The organism is Corynebacterium sp. p3-SID1761 (assembly GCF_055862885.1).
The window spans coordinates 1-15,662 of record NZ_JBSQBJ010000029.1; the positions used below are offsets into that span (position 1 = coordinate 1).

A 15,662-nucleotide genomic window follows, 5' to 3' on the forward strand; every position below is an offset into this window, starting at 1 on the left:
TGGAGCGAGTGTAAAGACTTCCCGCGGTGGGCAAAATGTCCAAAATTCCATTTCTTAGAATATAACTATTCTATTCCTGCAGGTCACAGCGTCGCGAAAAAAGCTTCAGTTATGCTACTTTCATTAACTCGAAGATTTTGGACATCGGCAGGGGGCCGGGCAGGATTCGCCCGGTAATCGAGCCACTAAATCAGCATTGCCCCGCGGCTACTTACATGCAGAGCTTGCCCATCCCGAAGCAGTACAAGTTTCCATTCCTTGCCATACTTTTCCACTGTTTGGCTGATGATCTCAATGGGATATGGTCCAGTCGTACCCTGTGCATGGGGGACAACGACAAATTCAGTGAGATTGAGGCCGGAGTAGTCGGTGAGTTGTTCTGCCACAGATGGGTCATCCATCACGGACGCTGGTTCGATGGACGGGCCAGCAATAATCGCCCCTGCTGAACTGCCCGCATAGCGTTTCCCGTTCCTCACTGCGTTGATAAGCAGCTCGTCTGCCCCGGTGGACTTTAGTCCGTGGAGCAGACGAAAACTTTCACCTCCGGCTACGTAGATACAATCCGCAGCGTCCAATGCATCGCGGAAAGCCGAGGGTTCAGTCTCGGCTACCGTGATGGGAACCACCGTGTCGGCGACGTCCCTGATGGCATTGAGTTCTTCCTGTGCGAACGGAGCCTGCCTCATCTCGGAAGCGGCATCGTCTATATACAGAACCTTGCCGGACAAGAAGTCGCCAATGTTGGGATGTAGAAATGAAGCGAGTAGAAGATCCATAATCTCCAGGTTACGGCCTTATACGGCGCCGAGTCCCGCTTCGCTACTTCAGCTTGCCCAGGCGCAGGAATACCGTCTCGCCGGTGGCATCATCCAGTGCGTCGTTATCCGTCACCGCGTACATCTGGCCATCCGCCGCGATGGTGAAGCCCTCCAGCTTCTCCTGTGTCCACCCGTTGGTGGCACGCAGTTTCGGCAGCACGTCCACGGCCAGCTCCTTCTTCACCATCGGCAGCGCGCCACCGATGGAGTCACCGTTCGCGCTAGCGGATGCACCCTCAGCACTACCCTCCGGCAGCGTCACCTTCATCACGCGCTTGGTCTTCGCATCCGGGCCGTTCAGCTTGTCGCGCTCGATCACCAGCAGGTGCTTGTCATCCAGCGCGGTGATCTCCGACAGACCCATCCAGTCGCCCTTGCCAGCGGGCTTCTCCAGCTCGTAGCCGAACCACTGCCACGTCTTGGTCTTCGTGTCGTACTTGCCGATGCGCGTGGTGTTTTCGCCCTCTGCCGCCTCGAGCTTCTTCGCCTCCGGGTCCTTCCACAGCGGTCGCTGTACGGCGACGAAGAGCTGTTCCACGCCGTTGGCGTCCTTTGTGGAGGTGACGCCCTCTAGTCCCCACTTGCCGATGTGCTCAGCAACGTTGGCAGGCAGTTCGATGGTAGAGGTGATGTTGAGGTCCTTATCGGTGTGGAATAGGCGGTTATCCTTGCCCTTCTTGCCCTCGGACGCCAACCAGAAGCCACCGTCGGCAGCAACCGAAATGCCCTCGATGTCCAGGCCGTCAGCCGGGGCGCCGTCACGCTTGACGGCACGGCGCTCGGTAATCACGGCGGGCTGCTTGGAGGAGTCGATGGTGTACACCCAGCCGTTGGCGAATGCGGAATCGGAGGCTGCGTACAGGCGGTTGGCATCCTTCGGATCGGCGGCCAGAGCACCCAGCGCACCCCAGCCGATAGGCGCGTCGCCCTCATCGGCAGACACAATGGAAGGCTGAGATTCCTTGCCACCCAGACGGTACAGCGTCACTGCGCTGCGCACACCGTTTTCCGGCTCGTCCACCTCACTGGATACAGCGAGCATGTTGCGCTCCGGGATTGGCAGGATGCCCTCGGGACCGTTGGTGGTGAACAGCATCTGCACGAACTGCGGGTTCGCCGGATCGTTGACGTTGTACACGGAAACGAAGTTGGAGCGTTCGGAGCCGACGAACGCATAAGTGGTGCCATTCATCTTGGCCGTGGCGATACCTTCGATCTCCACGCCCTTCTTCTTGGCGCGCTTGTTGTTGTGCAGGCCGTGGCGGATGGCCAGGTTCTCCACGGAGTTTCCGGCATCCCAGGTGATCTTGCCGTTCGTGTCGAAGACGGTCCAGCCGCGGGTGCCGCCCTTCCAATCGCCCTCGTTGGCCGTGGCCACGTGGTTATCGTCGATCCACGAGATGGCATCCGGCTCGCGCGGAGTCTCTGGCAGGGTATCGGTGGGGTTGATGATCTTGTCGGACTGCGTGTCCACACCCTTCACCTCGGCGCTACCCGCGCTGAACACGTTAGTGATGCGGTTGGTCTGAAGGTCGATGATGGCTACACCGTTGTTTTCTTGCAATGTGACGGCTAGCTGGTTCTTGCCGTTGATGCTGACGTACTCCGGTTCCAGATCCTCCGGGGTATCCAGCCCGGCCTTCTTTACGATGTCCAGCAGCTGGCCACTTTCGTCCTCGAAGCGGATCGGGGTGGCCTTCCAATCCTTTGGCTCGCCAGAAAGATCAATGGTCTGCACAAAGCCAGTAGGAAGCTGCGGCAGGTTGCCGTCATTGAGCTCTTCATTGCGCTGGTTCTCCATGGCAATAGCAGCCTTGGGCTTGCCGGATGCGCCAGCGGGGGAGATAGCGATGGAGTCAGGCTGTCCCTTCAGATCGATGGAGGAAACACGGGTGCGGTCGGAAACTCGCACGATGTCTACGCGTCCCTTCGGATTGGCGAAGTCGCCTCCCGTCTCGTCGATGACCACCAGCAGGTAGTCGCCGTACACAGCTACGGAGGTCGGCTCGTCCTTGGCATGCCCCTGCGCCTTGAGGTCCAGGGTGCCGAGACCCTGTGGAGCGTTCGGGTTGCTGATGTCAATGAATCCGATGCGCTGCGCCAGCGCGTCGGTGTGGATCAGCGTCTTGCCGTCCTTCGACACAGTGGAGATCTCGGCAACGGTCGGGGTGGACTTGTCTTCGCCGTCAGGGCGGTTTTCGTACACAGGGAAAGTCGCGGTGCGCTCGAACGTGGAAGCGGCCCCCGGGGTTCCGGGCTGAGAGGAGCCAGGCAGGGAAGAACCCGGCAGCGAAGATCCAGACACCGAAGATCCAGCCGACGAACCGAAGCTGGAGGATCCCAGGGTAGAGCCGACCACGGTCTGCGAGCCGACCGTCGCGTTAGCTGCGGGAACCGCGCTGAAGGGAACTACCGCCAGAGCCAGCGAGATACCTGCGATCTTTCGCTTACCAGCCGAGTTAAAAGACTTCTTGCCGTTGGACTTAACGCTGTTGAGTTGCATGGAGCGCCTAACACCTATCTGTTCTTATAAATTACGAATAACCAAACAGATTTTTCCACGTAGTTTTTGCCGCAGGTTTAAGACAACATGGCGTTCAGGTGAACTCACAGCACCAAGCGGTAGCCGATTCCCGTCTCGGTCGTAAAGTACTGCGGGTTCGCCGGGTCGGCCTCCAACTTCTGCCGCAGCTGGGAGATGTAAACCCGTAGGTAGTTCGTCTCTTTCTTGTACGCCTGACCCCACACGGCCTGCAGCAACTCCACCTTCGTAACCAACGTCCCGCGGCGACGGATCATGTGTTCGGCAATGCCCCATTCGCGCGGGGTGAGGTGCACGTCCTCACCGTCCACTGTGACGCGCTTTTCAGGCAGATCAAACTTCACCCGCCCGTCGGAGGTTTCAACTACCGGCTCCTCGGGGATGCTCTCGCCGGGCGCCCTGCGCAACGCCGCCCGCAGGCGTGCCAGCAACTCGCCGACGGAAAAAGGTTTGGTCACGTAGTCGTCCGCGCCCTCGTCGAGCGCGTTGATCTTGCCCGATTCGTCGTGGCGCGCGGACACCACCAGCACCGGAATATCCGTCCAATTCCGCAGCGAGCGCAGTACCTCCAGGCCACTCAGGTCCGGCAACCCGAGGTCTAGCAGCACTGCCTGCGGGTGCCACTTCGAGGCCTTTTGAATCGCCGCCGTCGCGGTCGTGGCTACCTGTACGTCGTAGCCACGCGCCCGCAGGGTGACGAGCACCGCGTTTGCCAGGGCGACGTCGTCTTCCACCATCAAAATTTTCTCGCCGCTCATGGGGCTAGCTGTTCTCCTTCTTTTTTCTTTGTGACGCCAGGCGCCTCCCCGTCCTCCAGGGCTCCCGTCGCCTTCGGCAGGGATAGAACCAGTGTGGCGCCTCCACCTGGGGTTTCTCGGGCTTCAAGTGTTCCGTTCATGGCTTCGGCAAACCCGCGCGCAACTGCCAGGCCAAGCCCAAGGCCATTGGTGTTGGCAGTTTGATCGCCGAGGCGCTGGAAGGGGGTGAAAATGTCGTTTAAATGTTCCGAGGGGAATCCCGGACCGTGGTCGATAATGGCCAACTGCACAGTGCCATCAGCGCCAGCGGTTCCAGCGGTGCCACCAGCGCCAGCGGTCTCCTCAGCGCGCAGTTCAATGCGAGAGTGGGGAGCGTAGGTGCGGGCATTAATCACAATGTTTGCAATAATGCGCTGCACCAGACCTGCATCGCCCAAAACCGGCGGGACTGAGGCGTCGATAAAAGAGTCGATGTGCTGCGTGGCCTCCGGCAGTTCGGCGCGGACGGCCTCGACCACATTGGTGTAGAGCACCGGGGAATTGTGCACGGCGACGGCATTGGAGTTCACACGGCTCATATCCAGCAGGTTGCCGATGACGGTTTCCAATCGGTCGGTACTGGTCTCGATGGTGTCCAGCAGTAGAGCGCGGGAATCATCATCCAGCTGCATGTCATCCATGTTCAGAGCACTGACCGCGGCTTTGATACCGGCCAGCGGAGTGCGCAGGTCGTGCGAGACGGCCGTAAGCAGCGCGGTGCCCACCCGGTTGCCGGCCTCCAAAGCGGCGGTGGCTCGGCGCATTGCGTCGATCTGCTCACGGTCAATGATGGCGGTGATACGGGCGCCGTGCGCCTCGATCATCGCACTTTCGGCAGGGGAGAGATCGCGGCCGCCGAGCACGAAGCGCATGCCATCGCCCGCGCCAACATGAGCCGGAGCCTTCTTACTATTCCACGGTTCACCGATACCACCGGGGTCGGTGGTCTCCATCGTGAACCACTTCTTGCGTTCCTTCGAATATTGCTGCAGATCCACGCGGCGCAGATTAAATGTCTCGCGCAGGCGCTCCAGCAGGCTGCGGATATCGTCGCCCTCGTCCAGAGCACCGCGGGCCAAATCGGAGAGCACCACGGCCTGCCCCAGGCGCCGATTGGCGATGGCGCGCCGCCTTTCCGCAATATCCACCACCACGGCCACAGCCGCGGAGATCACAAAGAACAGGATAATCTGCACCACGTTGGCAGGTTCCGTGACAGTGAGCGTGTGGAAGGGGTGGGTAAAGAACCAGTTAGCCATCACCGAGCCGATGATCACCGCCACGATCGCCGGACCGAACCCGCCAGCCAGAGCTGCGAACACCGCAATGGTCAGGTAGCCCAGCAGGATGGATCCCAAGGCACCGTCTTCGCGGTCGAAGGGCAGCATGGCGAAAGTCAGCAGCACAGGCCCTGCTATCGCTAACAGCCAACCGAGTAAACGGCGCGCCGGGCTGAGCTGCTTCGAGGTATCCAGACCCGACTTGCGCGCTCGCGACAGGCTAAAGAGCCTGGGTTTTTTGGCATCGGCAGACTTAGTAGACGCGCTGGACGTGGACACGATGTGCACATCGATACGCCCGGAACCGTCGATGATCTTGTGGCTGGTCGAGCTGAACAGGCGGCTCATTCGCGTGCCCAGACCAATCACCAACTGCGAGGCATTGACCGTGCGGGCGAACTCCAGCAGCGTATCCGCCACGTCATCGCCCTCGATCACCCGCCACTGGCCGTCGAGGGATTCGGTGAGCTCCTGCAACCGCCGCAGCCGCTGGGGCAGATCGGCCCCCAGCGCTTCGTCTGCGCCGGAGACATAAACCACCAGCATCTCGCGACCTGCCACGCGCCCGGTGATGCGCGCCCCGCGGCGGATCAGCGCCTCGGAAACCTCATCGCCCTGTACAGCCACCACCACGCGCTCGCGGGTGGGCCAGTTTTCCTTGATCTTCTTGTCTTCGCGGTACTTTTCCAGTCCCTCGTCGACCTTGTCCGCCAGCCACAGCAGACTCAGTTCGCGGAGCGCCGTGAGGTTGCCGACCCGGAAGTAGTTATTCAGCGCAGTCTCCGCCTGCTGTTGGCGGTAGACCTCACCGCGGGCGAGGCGGATACGCAGCGCGTCGGGGGAGAGGTCCACCAGCTCGATCTCGTCGGCGTCACGCAGCACCTGATCCGGCACCGTCTCAAGCTGGCGCGTACCGGTGACAGCAGAGACCACGTCGTTGAGCGACTCCAGGTGCTGGATGTTCATAGTGGAGATGACGTCGATGCCGGCATCCAGCAGCGCGTACACATCGTGCCAGCGCTTTGCCGTTTCGGCAGTGCGGCTACTGTCCGCGGCTTGCTCACCCACCACGGTGTGCGCCAGCTCGTCGACAAGGATGATCTCCGGGTGCGCTTCCAGCGCCGCTTCAAGGTCCAGTTCCGAGTAATTGCCACCCCGGTGCGGAACCGTTTTGCGGGGCAACGTCGGCAGTCCCTCAGTGAGCTTACGGGTACGTTCGCGCCCGTGGTCCTCCACGATGCCAACCAGTACGTCGCGCCCGCGGTCATACAGGTCGTGCGCTTCATTGAGCATGGCACACGTCTTGCCCACGCCAGGGGCGAAGCCGAGGTAGACCTTCAGCGTGCCACGCTTTGTCATCGTTGCTTGTGCTCCTTGCTTTCCTGCTGCACCCTGTTCGCGGTGCATATGTGGGTGACGCCACGTCTCCCAGCGTTAATTACTTTTTACACCGCCAGGCAGACCACGCTGGGACTTTTCCCAGCGCTACTGCTCGCTGAGTGCCTTGTTGAGCTTCACCACATTAACCGGTGCTCCGTCGGCGCTTCCGGTGTAGTTGCCCTCGGTAGCGTCATTGACAAGCTGTTCTACCTTCTGTTGGTCCAGGCCGCGTTCCTTCGCTACGCGCGGAGTCTGTAGCTTGGCGTAGGCAGTGGAGATGTGCGGGTCTAGGCCAGAACCGGAAGAGGTCACGGCGTCCACCGGAACTTCCTCAGGCGAGACTCCTTCGCGCTGGGCGATTTCGTCTCGCTTTTTAGCGATAGCCTCCTGGTACTCCTTGCTATAGGGGGAGAGGTTGGTCGCGGAGGACGCCATGGCGTCATAACCATTGTCTCCCGCAGCAGAAGGGCGCGGGAAGAAGAAGCCCGGCTTGGTGACTTCCTGAGCGATCAGGGTGGAACCGGCGGGCTGGCCTGACGCATTGGTGATCATCGAACCGTCCGCCTTGGCGGGCATAATCCGCCCCACGCCGACCATGAACGCAGGGTAAACGATGCCCAGGATCAGCGTGAGCAGGAAGAAAATGCGCACTGTTGTAGAGGCCAGACGCAGGCCATTGCTAGATGTTGCGCGTGCCATGGGATTACTGTGTTTCCTTTCAAAAGGGGCCGGCAAAAGCAGACCCGCAGGGTTAGAGTCCGAAGACTCCGGAGATAATCAGGTCGATGATCTTGATGCCGATGAACGGCACGATCACACCACCGAGGCCGAAGATGGTCAGGTTTCGCGAGAGCAGGGAGGCTGCGGAACCCGCGCGATACTTCACGCCCTTCAAGGCCAGCGGGATCAGCGCGATAATCACCAGCGCGTTGAAGATCACGGCGGACAGGATCGCGGACTCGGGGGAGTGCAGACGCATGACGTTCAGCGCGGACAGGCCGGGGAAGGCAACCACAAACATCGCCGGGATGATGGCGAAGTACTTCGCAATATCGTTGGCGATACTGAAGGTGGTCAGCGCACCACGGGTAATCAGCAGCTGCTTGCCGATGGCCACCACGTCGATCAGTTTCGTCGGGTCAGAATCCAGATCCACCATGTTGCCGGCCTCCTTGGCGGCGGTGGTGCCGGTGTTCATGGCCACGCCCACGTCGGCTTGAGCCAGGGCAGGAGCGTCGTTAGTGCCGTCGCCGGTCATAGCTACTAGGCGACCTTTAGCTTGTTCCTTGCGGATCAGCTCTAGTTTCTGCTCCGGGGTGGCTTCCGCCAGCACGTCGTCCACACCGGCCTCGGCAGCGATGGCCTTCGCGGTCAGTGCATTATCGCCGGTGACCATGACGGTGCGAATGCCCATCTTGCGTAGCTGCTCGAAGCGCTCGGTCATGCCGGGCTTTACTACGTCTTTCAGGTGAATGACGCCCAAAACTCGGCCGGTGAGGTCCTCACCCTGGGAACCAAGGGCGATTTCGGCGACAACCAGAGCGGTGCCACCACTGTTGGAGATGTCGTTGACGACGTCGGTGATGGAAGGCGGGACGTCACCGCCCAGGTTGGTGACGAGCTTGGCAACCTCGGACGCAGCACCCTTAACGATCTTGCGGCTCGTGGCATTGCTGCGGGCGGACCATTCTGTGTGCTCTCCAGCGCCAGCGGGCAGCTGGATGCCACTCATGCGGGTCTGAGCGGTGAAGGGGATGAACTCGGCCTCGCGGAAGGTTTCCTCGGGAATGACGAATCCAGACTGCTTCTCGGCGAGCTGCACGATGGAGCGGCCTTCTGGAGTTTCGTCAGCCAGCGAGGACAACTGGCAGGCGTAGACGAGCTCTTTCTGGTCGATGCCTTCCATGGCCACGAACTCGCTGGCTTGGCGGTCACCGATGGTGATGGTGCCGGTCTTATCCAACAGCAGGGTGGCAACGTCACCGGCTGCCTCGACGGCACGGCCGGACATGGCCAGCACATTGTGCTGCACCAGGCGGTCCATACCTGCGATGCCGATGGCGGATAGTAGCGCACCGATGGTGGTGGGGATGAGGCAGACAAGCAGGGCAACCAGCACCACCGGGGACTGCTCTGCGCCGTTGAAAGCAGCCATAGGAGCCAGCGCCAGAACCACGATCATGAAGATGATGGTCAGCACGATCAGCAGGGTGCCCAGAGCCAGTTCGTTCGGAGTCTTCTTGCGCTCTGCGCCTTCGACGAGGCCGATCATGCGATCCATAAAGGACTCGCCCGGCTTGCTGGTGACGCGGATAGCGATGGCATCGGAGAGCACGCGGGTACCACCGGTCACGGCGGAGCGGTCACCGCCGGATTCCCGGATAACGGGTGCGGATTCGCCGGTAACAGCGGACTCGTCGACGCTGGCGGCGCCCATGATGACGTCGCCGTCGGCAGGGATCACGTTACCTGCGTTCACCAGAACAATATCGCCCGGCAAGAGGGACTCGCTGGAGACTTCTTCGCTGACGTCTTTAATGCCTGCGCCGGAGTCCTCGAGTGCGCGAGCCAGATGGGGGTCGTTGACGTCGGAACCGCCGAACTTAAGTGCATTGGATTGGGTGCGAGTGGAACGAAGGGCGTCCGCCTGTGCCTTACCGCGGCCTTCGGCAACGGCTTCGGCCAGCGTCGCGAACAATACGGTCAGCCACAGCCACACTGTGATTGACCAGGTAAACAGTGAGGGGTGCGCGATCGCCAAAATGAGGGTGAAAAGCGCGCCGACTTCTACCAGGAACATCACTGGTGTCTTGTACAGCAGGCGCGGGTCCATCTTCTTCAGCGCCAGCGGCAGAGCCTGCTTTAGCTGGGCTGCGGAGAACGCACCTTCGTTCTTCTTGTTGTGCTTGGCTGGAGCCGAGGCACGCTTCGCGGTGGAGCGGGAAGGGGCATTGAGGGTTGTCATGACAGGGCCTCCGTCAACGGGCCGAGAACCAGGGTGGGCAGGAAGGTCAGGGCACCAACGATGATGGCGATGCCGACCATCACTCCCACGAACTGCGGGCGGTGGGTGGGTAGGGTACCGGCGTTTTCAGCAGCCGGCTTTTGCTTTGCGAAGTCTCCTGCCAAGGCCAGAGCCATGACGATTGGCAGGAAGCGTCCCAGCAACATGCACAGACCCAGGGTGATGTTGAACCACGGGGTATCTGCACCGAAGCCGGCGAATGCGGAACCGTTGTTGTTGGAGGCCGATGTGTAGGCGTACACAATGTCGCTAAAGCCGTGCGGTCCATCGGCAGAAACCGACTCGCGGGTGTCCGGCAGCATGGCGGAAATACCCACGCCTGCCAGCACCAACGTTGGCATAACCAGGATGTACAGGCTCACCTTGGTGATCTCGGAAACGCCGATGCGCTTGCCCAGATACTCCGGGGTACGGCCAACCATCAGGCCGGCGACGAACACGCTGAGCAGAGCGATCATGAGCATGCCGTAAAGGCCGGTGCCCACGCCGCCGGGGGAGATCTCGCCCAGCATCATGTCCAGGATCAGCATGCCACCCGCGAGTGGGTGGTAACTCGAGTGGAAGGAGTCCACCGCGCCCGTGGACGTCATCGTGGTGGTGACTGCGAAGAAGGAGGAAGGCAGCACGCCCAGGCGGTATTCCTTACCTTCCATACCGCCACCCTGGAATGCGGCCAGGGAGGTCTCGCTGGACATCACGACTGCCAGGGAGGAGAAGTACAGCACAGCCATGGCTGCGAGAACGGCCCAGCCCTGACGAGTGTCGTTCACCATCTTGCCGAAGGTGCGGGTCAGGCTGACCGGGATCACCAGGATGAGGAAGATCTCCAGCATGTTGGTCCATGCATTCGGGTTCTCGAACGGGTGAGCGGAGTTGGCGTTGAAGTAGCCGCCACCGTTGGTGCCCAGCTCCTTAATGACCTCCTGCGATGCCACTGCACCGCCCGGGATGGTCTGCTGGCCACCCGTAATCGTCTCGACGGTGGTCGGGGCGTGGAAGTTCTGGATCGCACCCTGAGAGATCAGCAGGATCGCACCGATGATTGCCATCGGCAGCAGGATGCGGAACACAGCACGGGTCAGATCCACCCAGAAGTTGCCGATCTGGCCGTTGCCCATGCGGTTGGCCAGGCCACGGATCAGTGCGATGGCCACGGTAATGCCCACCGCGGCGGAAACGAAGTTCTGTACAGCCAGGCCAGCCATCTGGGTGAGGATGGTCATGGCTTCCTCACCGGAGTAAGACTGCCAGTTGGTGTTAGTCGTGAAGGAAACAGCGGTGTTCCACGCCTGGTCCCAGTGCACGGGTTCCTTACCGTGGTTCAGGGGAAGCCACTGCTGCACGCGCTGCAACAGGTAGACGAACACGACGCTGATAGCGGAGAAAGCCAGCAGGCTTGCACAGTAGCGAGTCCACTTCTGCTGGCCGTCGGGGTTTACACCGATGAGTCGGTAGAAGCCACGCTCGAAGCCATTGTGCTTCTTAGCAGTGAACGTGGTGGCCATGTAGTTGCCCAGCGGCACGTAGAACGCTGCGAGGGCAATAATGACCGTGATGACAGGGATCCACCCTGTGATGCTGCCACTCATGAGAACTTCTCCGGGTTCAACAGGGCAACCAAAAGGTAGATGATGGCAAGGATCCCCAGGACCCCACCGACGATCAGTTCCCAGCTCATAGCTTATCCACCGCCTTCAAGGCGGCACCCATTGCGCCGAACAGCGCGCAGGTTACTGCAACCATTACAAAGTCAAAAAGCATGGGAATATAACAACACCGTTGTCACCCCATGCTTATGACTCTTTACGCTTTCTTAACGCCCCTCCTTAACACCGCCTTTTGACGCCCCGACCTGCGCCGGTGCAGGCGGATGATTATTCGCCATCGATCGGCGTTGGCTGCAGCTTCCAGACCTCAGTGGCGTAGTCACGGATCGTCCGGTCAGAGGAGAACCGTCCCGATTCGCAGATATTCACCCATGCCTTCTGTGCCCAACCCTGCGGGTTCGCAGCGTAGTCAGCGGCCATGCGGTCGCGAACATCGCGGTAGTCTGCGAAGTCGCCCAGCACGTAATAGGTATCGGATGCGTCCTCGCCGAAGCCGTGAATCAGCGACTGCTTCAGATCGTAGAACCATCCCGTGTAGTCATCGTGCAGGGTGCCGTTATCCAGCGCATCAAGGGTGCGCTTCAGCCCCGGCACGGACTCGTAGAGCTCATAGGGCTTGTATTCGGCGCGCAAGGACGGCAGCTCCTCTTCGCGGGCGCCGAAAATGTAGGCGTTTTCTTCACCGACCGAGTCCACGATCTCCACGTTCGCGCCGTCCATGGTGCCCAGCGTCAGCGCACCGTTCATCATGAACTTCATATTGGAGGTGCCGGAGGCCTCCTTACCCGCCGTAGAAATCTGCTCCGACACATCGGAGGCCGGCAGGATGTGCTCGGCGGGGGAGACATTGTAGTTCTCGACGAACACGACCTTCAGCAGCGGGGAGACCACCGGATCGTTGTTCACAAGATCCGCGATCGCGTTGATGAGCTTGATGATCGCCTTCGCCCGCGTATAACCCGGCGCGGCCTTCGCGCCGAAGATCACCGTGCGCGGCGGCAGGTCGCGCTGGTGATCCTCCTTGATGCGGAAGTAAAGATCCAGCACGTACAGGGCGTTGAGGAGCTGGCGCTTGTACTCGTGCAGGCGCTTGATCTGTACATCGAAGATGGAGTTCGGGTCGACGACCACGCCCTGGCGCTCGGCGATCCACTCGGCGAAGTCGTGCTTGTTGGCAGCCTTGATCTCGCGGAGCTCCTGCATGACCGCCGGGTCGGAGGAGTAGCTGCGCAGTTCCTTGAGCTTGTCGAGGTCGGTGACCCAGGCGTCACTACCCGAAAGGCGAGTAAGCAGCGCAGACAGGCGCGGGTTAATCATCCGCAGCCAGCGACGCGGTGTTACACCATTGGTCTTGTTGTTGAACTTCTCAGGCCACAGTGCAAACCAATCGCCGAGGGTTTCGCGCTTGATGATCTCCGTGTGGAGTGCGGCCACGCCGTTGATGGAATACGCGGCGTAGCAGGCGATCCACGCCATGTGCACCACACCGTGTTGGATGGGGGCCATTCTTTGGATGGTGACGCTATCCATTCCCTCCGCCGAGCGCTCGATGCGGAAGCGACGGTCGATCTCGGCGATGATCTCCCACACACGCCAGAACAACTGTTGGAAGATCTGCTGATCCCACTGCTCCAGAGCCTCGGTGAGGACGGTGTGGTTGGTGTATGCGAAGGTGTTGGAGACGATCTCCCAGGATTCCTCCCAGCCCATGCCGTGCTCGTCCATCAGCAGGCGCATGAGCTCCGGAATGGCCAGCACCGGGTGAGTGTCGTTGAGCTGCACGGAGTGGAACTCTGCGAAGTTCTTCAGGTCACCGTGCTGAGCCAAGTGACTGCGAATCATCGCCTGCAGGGAGGCAGAGGTGAAGAAGTACTGCTGGCGCACGCGCAGCTTCTTGCCCTCGTAGGTGGTGTCGTTCGGGTACAGCACGCGGCAGATATCGCTGACGCGTTCGCGCTCGATGATGGCATCGGTGAAGCGCTGGGAGTTGAAAGCGTCGTAATCGAACTCCTCCCACGGCTCAGACTTCCACAAGCGCAGGGTGCCGACGTTGCGAGTGCCGTAGCCGGTGATCGGCATGTCATAGGGAATCGCGCGGACCTTCATATCATCGAAGTGCACGACCAGTTGGTCGGAGGCACGGCGGATGGTGAAGGGATACTCCTCCTCACGCCATGGATCCGGGCGCTCCACCTGGAAGCCATTGTCGAAGGACTGACGGAATAATCCGTAGCGGTAGAGGATGCCGTAGCCGGTGACGGGGTAGTCCTGAGTGACGGCGGAATCAAGGAAGCAGGCCGCGAGGCGACCCAAGCCACCGTTTCCTAGGGCTGCGTCGTTTTCTACCTCCAGCACGTCAGCCAGTTCGTGGCCCAGCTCACGGGTAGCGGCCTGTGCCTCCTCGACGAGACCGAGGTTGGTGAGGTTATTTAACAGCGCGCGCCCCATCAGGAACTCGGCGGAGAAGTAGTGCTGCTGGCGAGTTGCGGCATAGGCAGAGCGGGTACGCTCCCAATCGTCGGCGATGCGCTCCTGGATGCTGCGGGAGAGTCCCGTCCAGAACTTGCGGGTGGATGCTTGCTGGGGCGGTGTACCTGCGGCAGCGCGGACGTGGCCGCCAATGGCAGTGGAGTTTAGTTCGTGGCTCATAGGTACTGATTCTATGGTGCCGGTTGGGAACTCGCTGGTCGGGAATAGGGCAGGGGGCTAGTGCTCCAGGAACCTCCGCGCATCTTGCCGAAGCGAGTCCTGTAGCCGGTTGAACCCATCCACCGATTCGTCCGAAGTTGGGGGAGCCTGAATAACTTCGCTGGAATCTAACCCGGCTTGTAGCTCGCGGGCGCGCGTGATCTCCGCATCCAGCTTCAACCCCATCAACAGCAGGGTATTGGCCACGATCAACCCTAGGAACCCTGCGATGAGGCCGCCCAAAGCGCCATACATGCCGAAGTGCAGAAAGCCATTCAGGTACAGCTTTACGACTAGCGCCACCAGGATGATTCCAATAAAGGCGAACACCGAGCCGACTGTGAGCCAGCGGAAGCGCCCATAGCTCACGTTGGGCGCCACGTGGTAGAGCGCGGCGATGAGGAAGGTCGACAGTATTGCGATCACCGGCCACCGAAGGTAGCCCCAGATCGGAAGGAAGTCCTGGACAATAAAACGCTCCAGCCACTTCAGGTGTAGGGGTTCGGCAAAGCGGTCGAAAAGTGGCGTCAATAGGTCACCGCGGAAGAAGAAAGCCACCGCAACAAGTACGAGTCCCAGAACCAGAAGAAACGTCAGGCCCCACATGGCCAGCCATGTGCGCACGATATTGCGGCCCTCTCGCCGTCCGTAGAGGCCGTTGGCACTGCGCGAAAATGCGCGGACATAGGCCGAGGAGGAGAACAGGGCGATGATCACACTCACCGTCAGTGTGACAACTGATTGTTGGGTGGAACCGATAATGACGTCCACGATTGTGCGCGCGTTGTCGGCGAAAGTTTCGGGGACGTTCTCGTCGATGAATTGGTCGGTGAGGTCAGTAACCTGTTTGCGGTTCTGATCCAGCACCAGGGTGGTGATGGAGTAGAACGCGGTGAGGGTCGGGATCGCCGTCAGCAACGTAAAGAAGCTCAAGACCGCACCCCGATCCATCAAGGCGCGGAAGAAAAACTCGAAGTACAGGCGCTTGGCGATAAGCGGCCACGCCTTCGGGCCGACAAACCGGTTCTTGCTGGTGACCTTTTCGCGGTACTCCGCCCGGCTCAGCGCCACGATGCCCTCGCCACCTTCGGCGTTGACGATGCGTCGCGGGGTGTGTTTCTTTTCCCGCACCTTCTTAATGACGCCACCCGCGCCCCCAGTATCCTCTGCGCCCTGCGTAATCGCGCGTGGGGCATCGCCGAGCGCGTGGTCGGGGGAGTGCGAAGGTGTGGTTGAAGAGTGCATCAACCACAAACTAGCAGGTACGAGCAGGGATTAGGTGGATTGGCACTGCGTTGTGTAGAGTTCTCCCTGCTGCTTGAAGAAGCACGCGTGCCAGTTTTGTGGCACACGCGCCCCGTTCGTCTAGCGGCCTAGGACGCCGGCCTCTCACGCCGGTAACACGGGTTCAAATCCCGTACGGGGTACAACATCAGCACGGCATATGCCGTGCTTTTCTTTTGGGTTAAGTAAAGAAAAGTGTGTCCGCATGCCACCATAACCCCAGACCACACACCACAAA

10 protein-coding genes and 1 tRNA gene are annotated in these 15,662 nt (G+C 60.6%); 1 reads left to right on the plus strand and 10 read right to left on the minus strand.

Annotation, left to right across the window (positions count from 1 at the left end; all coding sequences use genetic code 11):
• Nucleotides 1-185: 185 nt before the first annotated feature.
• The 10 genes from ACWXWJ_RS09975 to ACWXWJ_RS10020 all read right to left on the minus strand — a co-directional run bounded on the left by ACWXWJ_RS09975 (nucleotide 186) and on the right by ACWXWJ_RS10020 (nucleotide 15,385).
• Complete coding sequence (locus ACWXWJ_RS09975; protein WP_473964314.1) at nucleotides 186-779, minus strand: Type 1 glutamine amidotransferase-like domain-containing protein; 594 nt, start codon at nucleotides 777-779, stop codon at nucleotides 186-188.
• Nucleotides 780-822: 43 nt separating this feature from the next.
• Complete coding sequence (locus ACWXWJ_RS09980) at nucleotides 823-3,324, minus strand: esterase-like activity of phytase family protein (protein WP_473964315.1); 2,502 nt, start codon at nucleotides 3,322-3,324, stop codon at nucleotides 823-825.
• 104 nt (nucleotides 3,325-3,428) lie between these two features.
• Nucleotides 3,429-4,121 (minus strand): response regulator, encoded by a 693-nt coding sequence (locus ACWXWJ_RS09985; RefSeq protein WP_296215818.1) that lies wholly within the window; start codon nucleotides 4,119-4,121, stop codon nucleotides 3,429-3,431.
• Nucleotides 4,118-6,799 carry a sensor histidine kinase gene (locus ACWXWJ_RS09990; RefSeq protein ID WP_473964316.1) on the minus strand — a complete coding sequence of 894 codons (2,682 nt, stop codon included), beginning with the start codon at nucleotides 6,797-6,799 and terminating at the stop codon, nucleotides 4,118-4,120. Before ACWXWJ_RS09990 ends, ACWXWJ_RS09985 begins: the two co-directional genes overlap by 4 nt.
• A gap of 126 nt (nucleotides 6,800-6,925) precedes the next feature.
• Nucleotides 6,926-7,519 (minus strand): K(+)-transporting ATPase subunit C, encoded by a 594-nt coding sequence (gene kdpC, locus ACWXWJ_RS09995; protein ID WP_473964317.1) that lies wholly within the window; start codon nucleotides 7,517-7,519, stop codon nucleotides 6,926-6,928.
• A 52-nt stretch (nucleotides 7,520-7,571) separates the two neighbouring features.
• Nucleotides 7,572-9,785 (minus strand): potassium-transporting ATPase subunit KdpB, encoded by a 2,214-nt coding sequence (gene kdpB, locus ACWXWJ_RS10000; RefSeq protein WP_473964318.1) that lies wholly within the window; start codon nucleotides 9,783-9,785, stop codon nucleotides 7,572-7,574.
• Entirely contained in the window at nucleotides 9,782-11,434 is a 1,653-nt protein-coding gene (gene kdpA, locus ACWXWJ_RS10005) for a potassium-transporting ATPase subunit KdpA (RefSeq protein ID WP_043012171.1), read from the minus strand. The genes kdpB and kdpA overlap by 4 nt, the downstream gene beginning before the upstream one ends.
• Nucleotides 11,431-11,523 carry a K(+)-transporting ATPase subunit F gene (gene kdpF, locus ACWXWJ_RS10010; protein ID WP_034992682.1) on the minus strand — a complete coding sequence of 31 codons (93 nt, stop codon included), beginning with the start codon at nucleotides 11,521-11,523 and terminating at the stop codon, nucleotides 11,431-11,433. Before kdpF ends, kdpA begins: the two co-directional genes overlap by 4 nt.
• A 196-nt stretch (nucleotides 11,524-11,719) precedes the next feature.
• A complete protein-coding gene (gene malP / locus ACWXWJ_RS10015) occupies nucleotides 11,720-14,101 on the minus strand; it encodes a maltodextrin phosphorylase MalP (RefSeq protein ID WP_473964319.1) in 2,382 nt (793 codons plus the stop codon).
• 57 nt (nucleotides 14,102-14,158) lie between these two features.
• Nucleotides 14,159-15,385 (minus strand): YihY/virulence factor BrkB family protein, encoded by a 1,227-nt coding sequence (locus tag ACWXWJ_RS10020; protein ID WP_473964320.1) that lies wholly within the window; start codon nucleotides 15,383-15,385, stop codon nucleotides 14,159-14,161.
• 109 nt (nucleotides 15,386-15,494) lie between these two features.
• Here ACWXWJ_RS10020 and ACWXWJ_RS10025 point away from each other — a divergent pair.
• Nucleotides 15,495-15,567, plus strand: a tRNA-Glu gene (locus ACWXWJ_RS10025).
• Nucleotides 15,568-15,662 lie beyond the last annotated feature (95 nt).

What these genes read in the sequence shown, in the direction of transcription:
- ACWXWJ_RS09985 (WP_296215818.1), bottom strand. Translation starts at nt 4,121, where the DNA reads ATGAGCGGCGAGAAAATTTTGATGGTGGAAGACGACGTCGCCCTGGCA.
- kdpA (WP_043012171.1), bottom strand. Translation starts at nt 11,434, where the DNA reads ATGAGTGGCAGCATCACAGGGTGGATCCCTGTCATCACGGTCATTATT.
- ACWXWJ_RS09990 (WP_473964316.1), bottom strand. Translation starts at nt 6,799, where the DNA reads ATGACAAAGCGTGGCACGCTGAAGGTCTACCTCGGCTTCGCCCCTGGC.
- ACWXWJ_RS10020 (WP_473964320.1), bottom strand. Translation starts at nt 15,385, where the DNA reads ATGCACTCTTCAACCACACCTTCGCACTCCCCCGACCACGCGCTCGGC.
- ACWXWJ_RS09980 (WP_473964315.1), bottom strand. Translation starts at nt 3,324, where the DNA reads ATGCAACTCAACAGCGTTAAGTCCAACGGCAAGAAGTCTTTTAACTCG.
- malP (WP_473964319.1), bottom strand. Translation starts at nt 14,101, where the DNA reads ATGAGCCACGAACTAAACTCCACTGCCATTGGCGGCCACGTCCGCGCT.
- ACWXWJ_RS09975 (WP_473964314.1), bottom strand. Translation starts at nt 779, where the DNA reads ATGGATCTTCTACTCGCTTCATTTCTACATCCCAACATTGGCGACTTC.
- kdpB (WP_473964318.1), bottom strand. Translation starts at nt 9,785, where the DNA reads ATGACAACCCTCAATGCCCCTTCCCGCTCCACCGCGAAGCGTGCCTCG.
- kdpF (WP_034992682.1), bottom strand. Translation starts at nt 11,523, where the DNA reads ATGAGCTGGGAACTGATCGTCGGTGGGGTCCTGGGGATCCTTGCCATC.
- kdpC (WP_473964317.1), bottom strand. Translation starts at nt 7,519, where the DNA reads ATGGCACGCGCAACATCTAGCAATGGCCTGCGTCTGGCCTCTACAACA.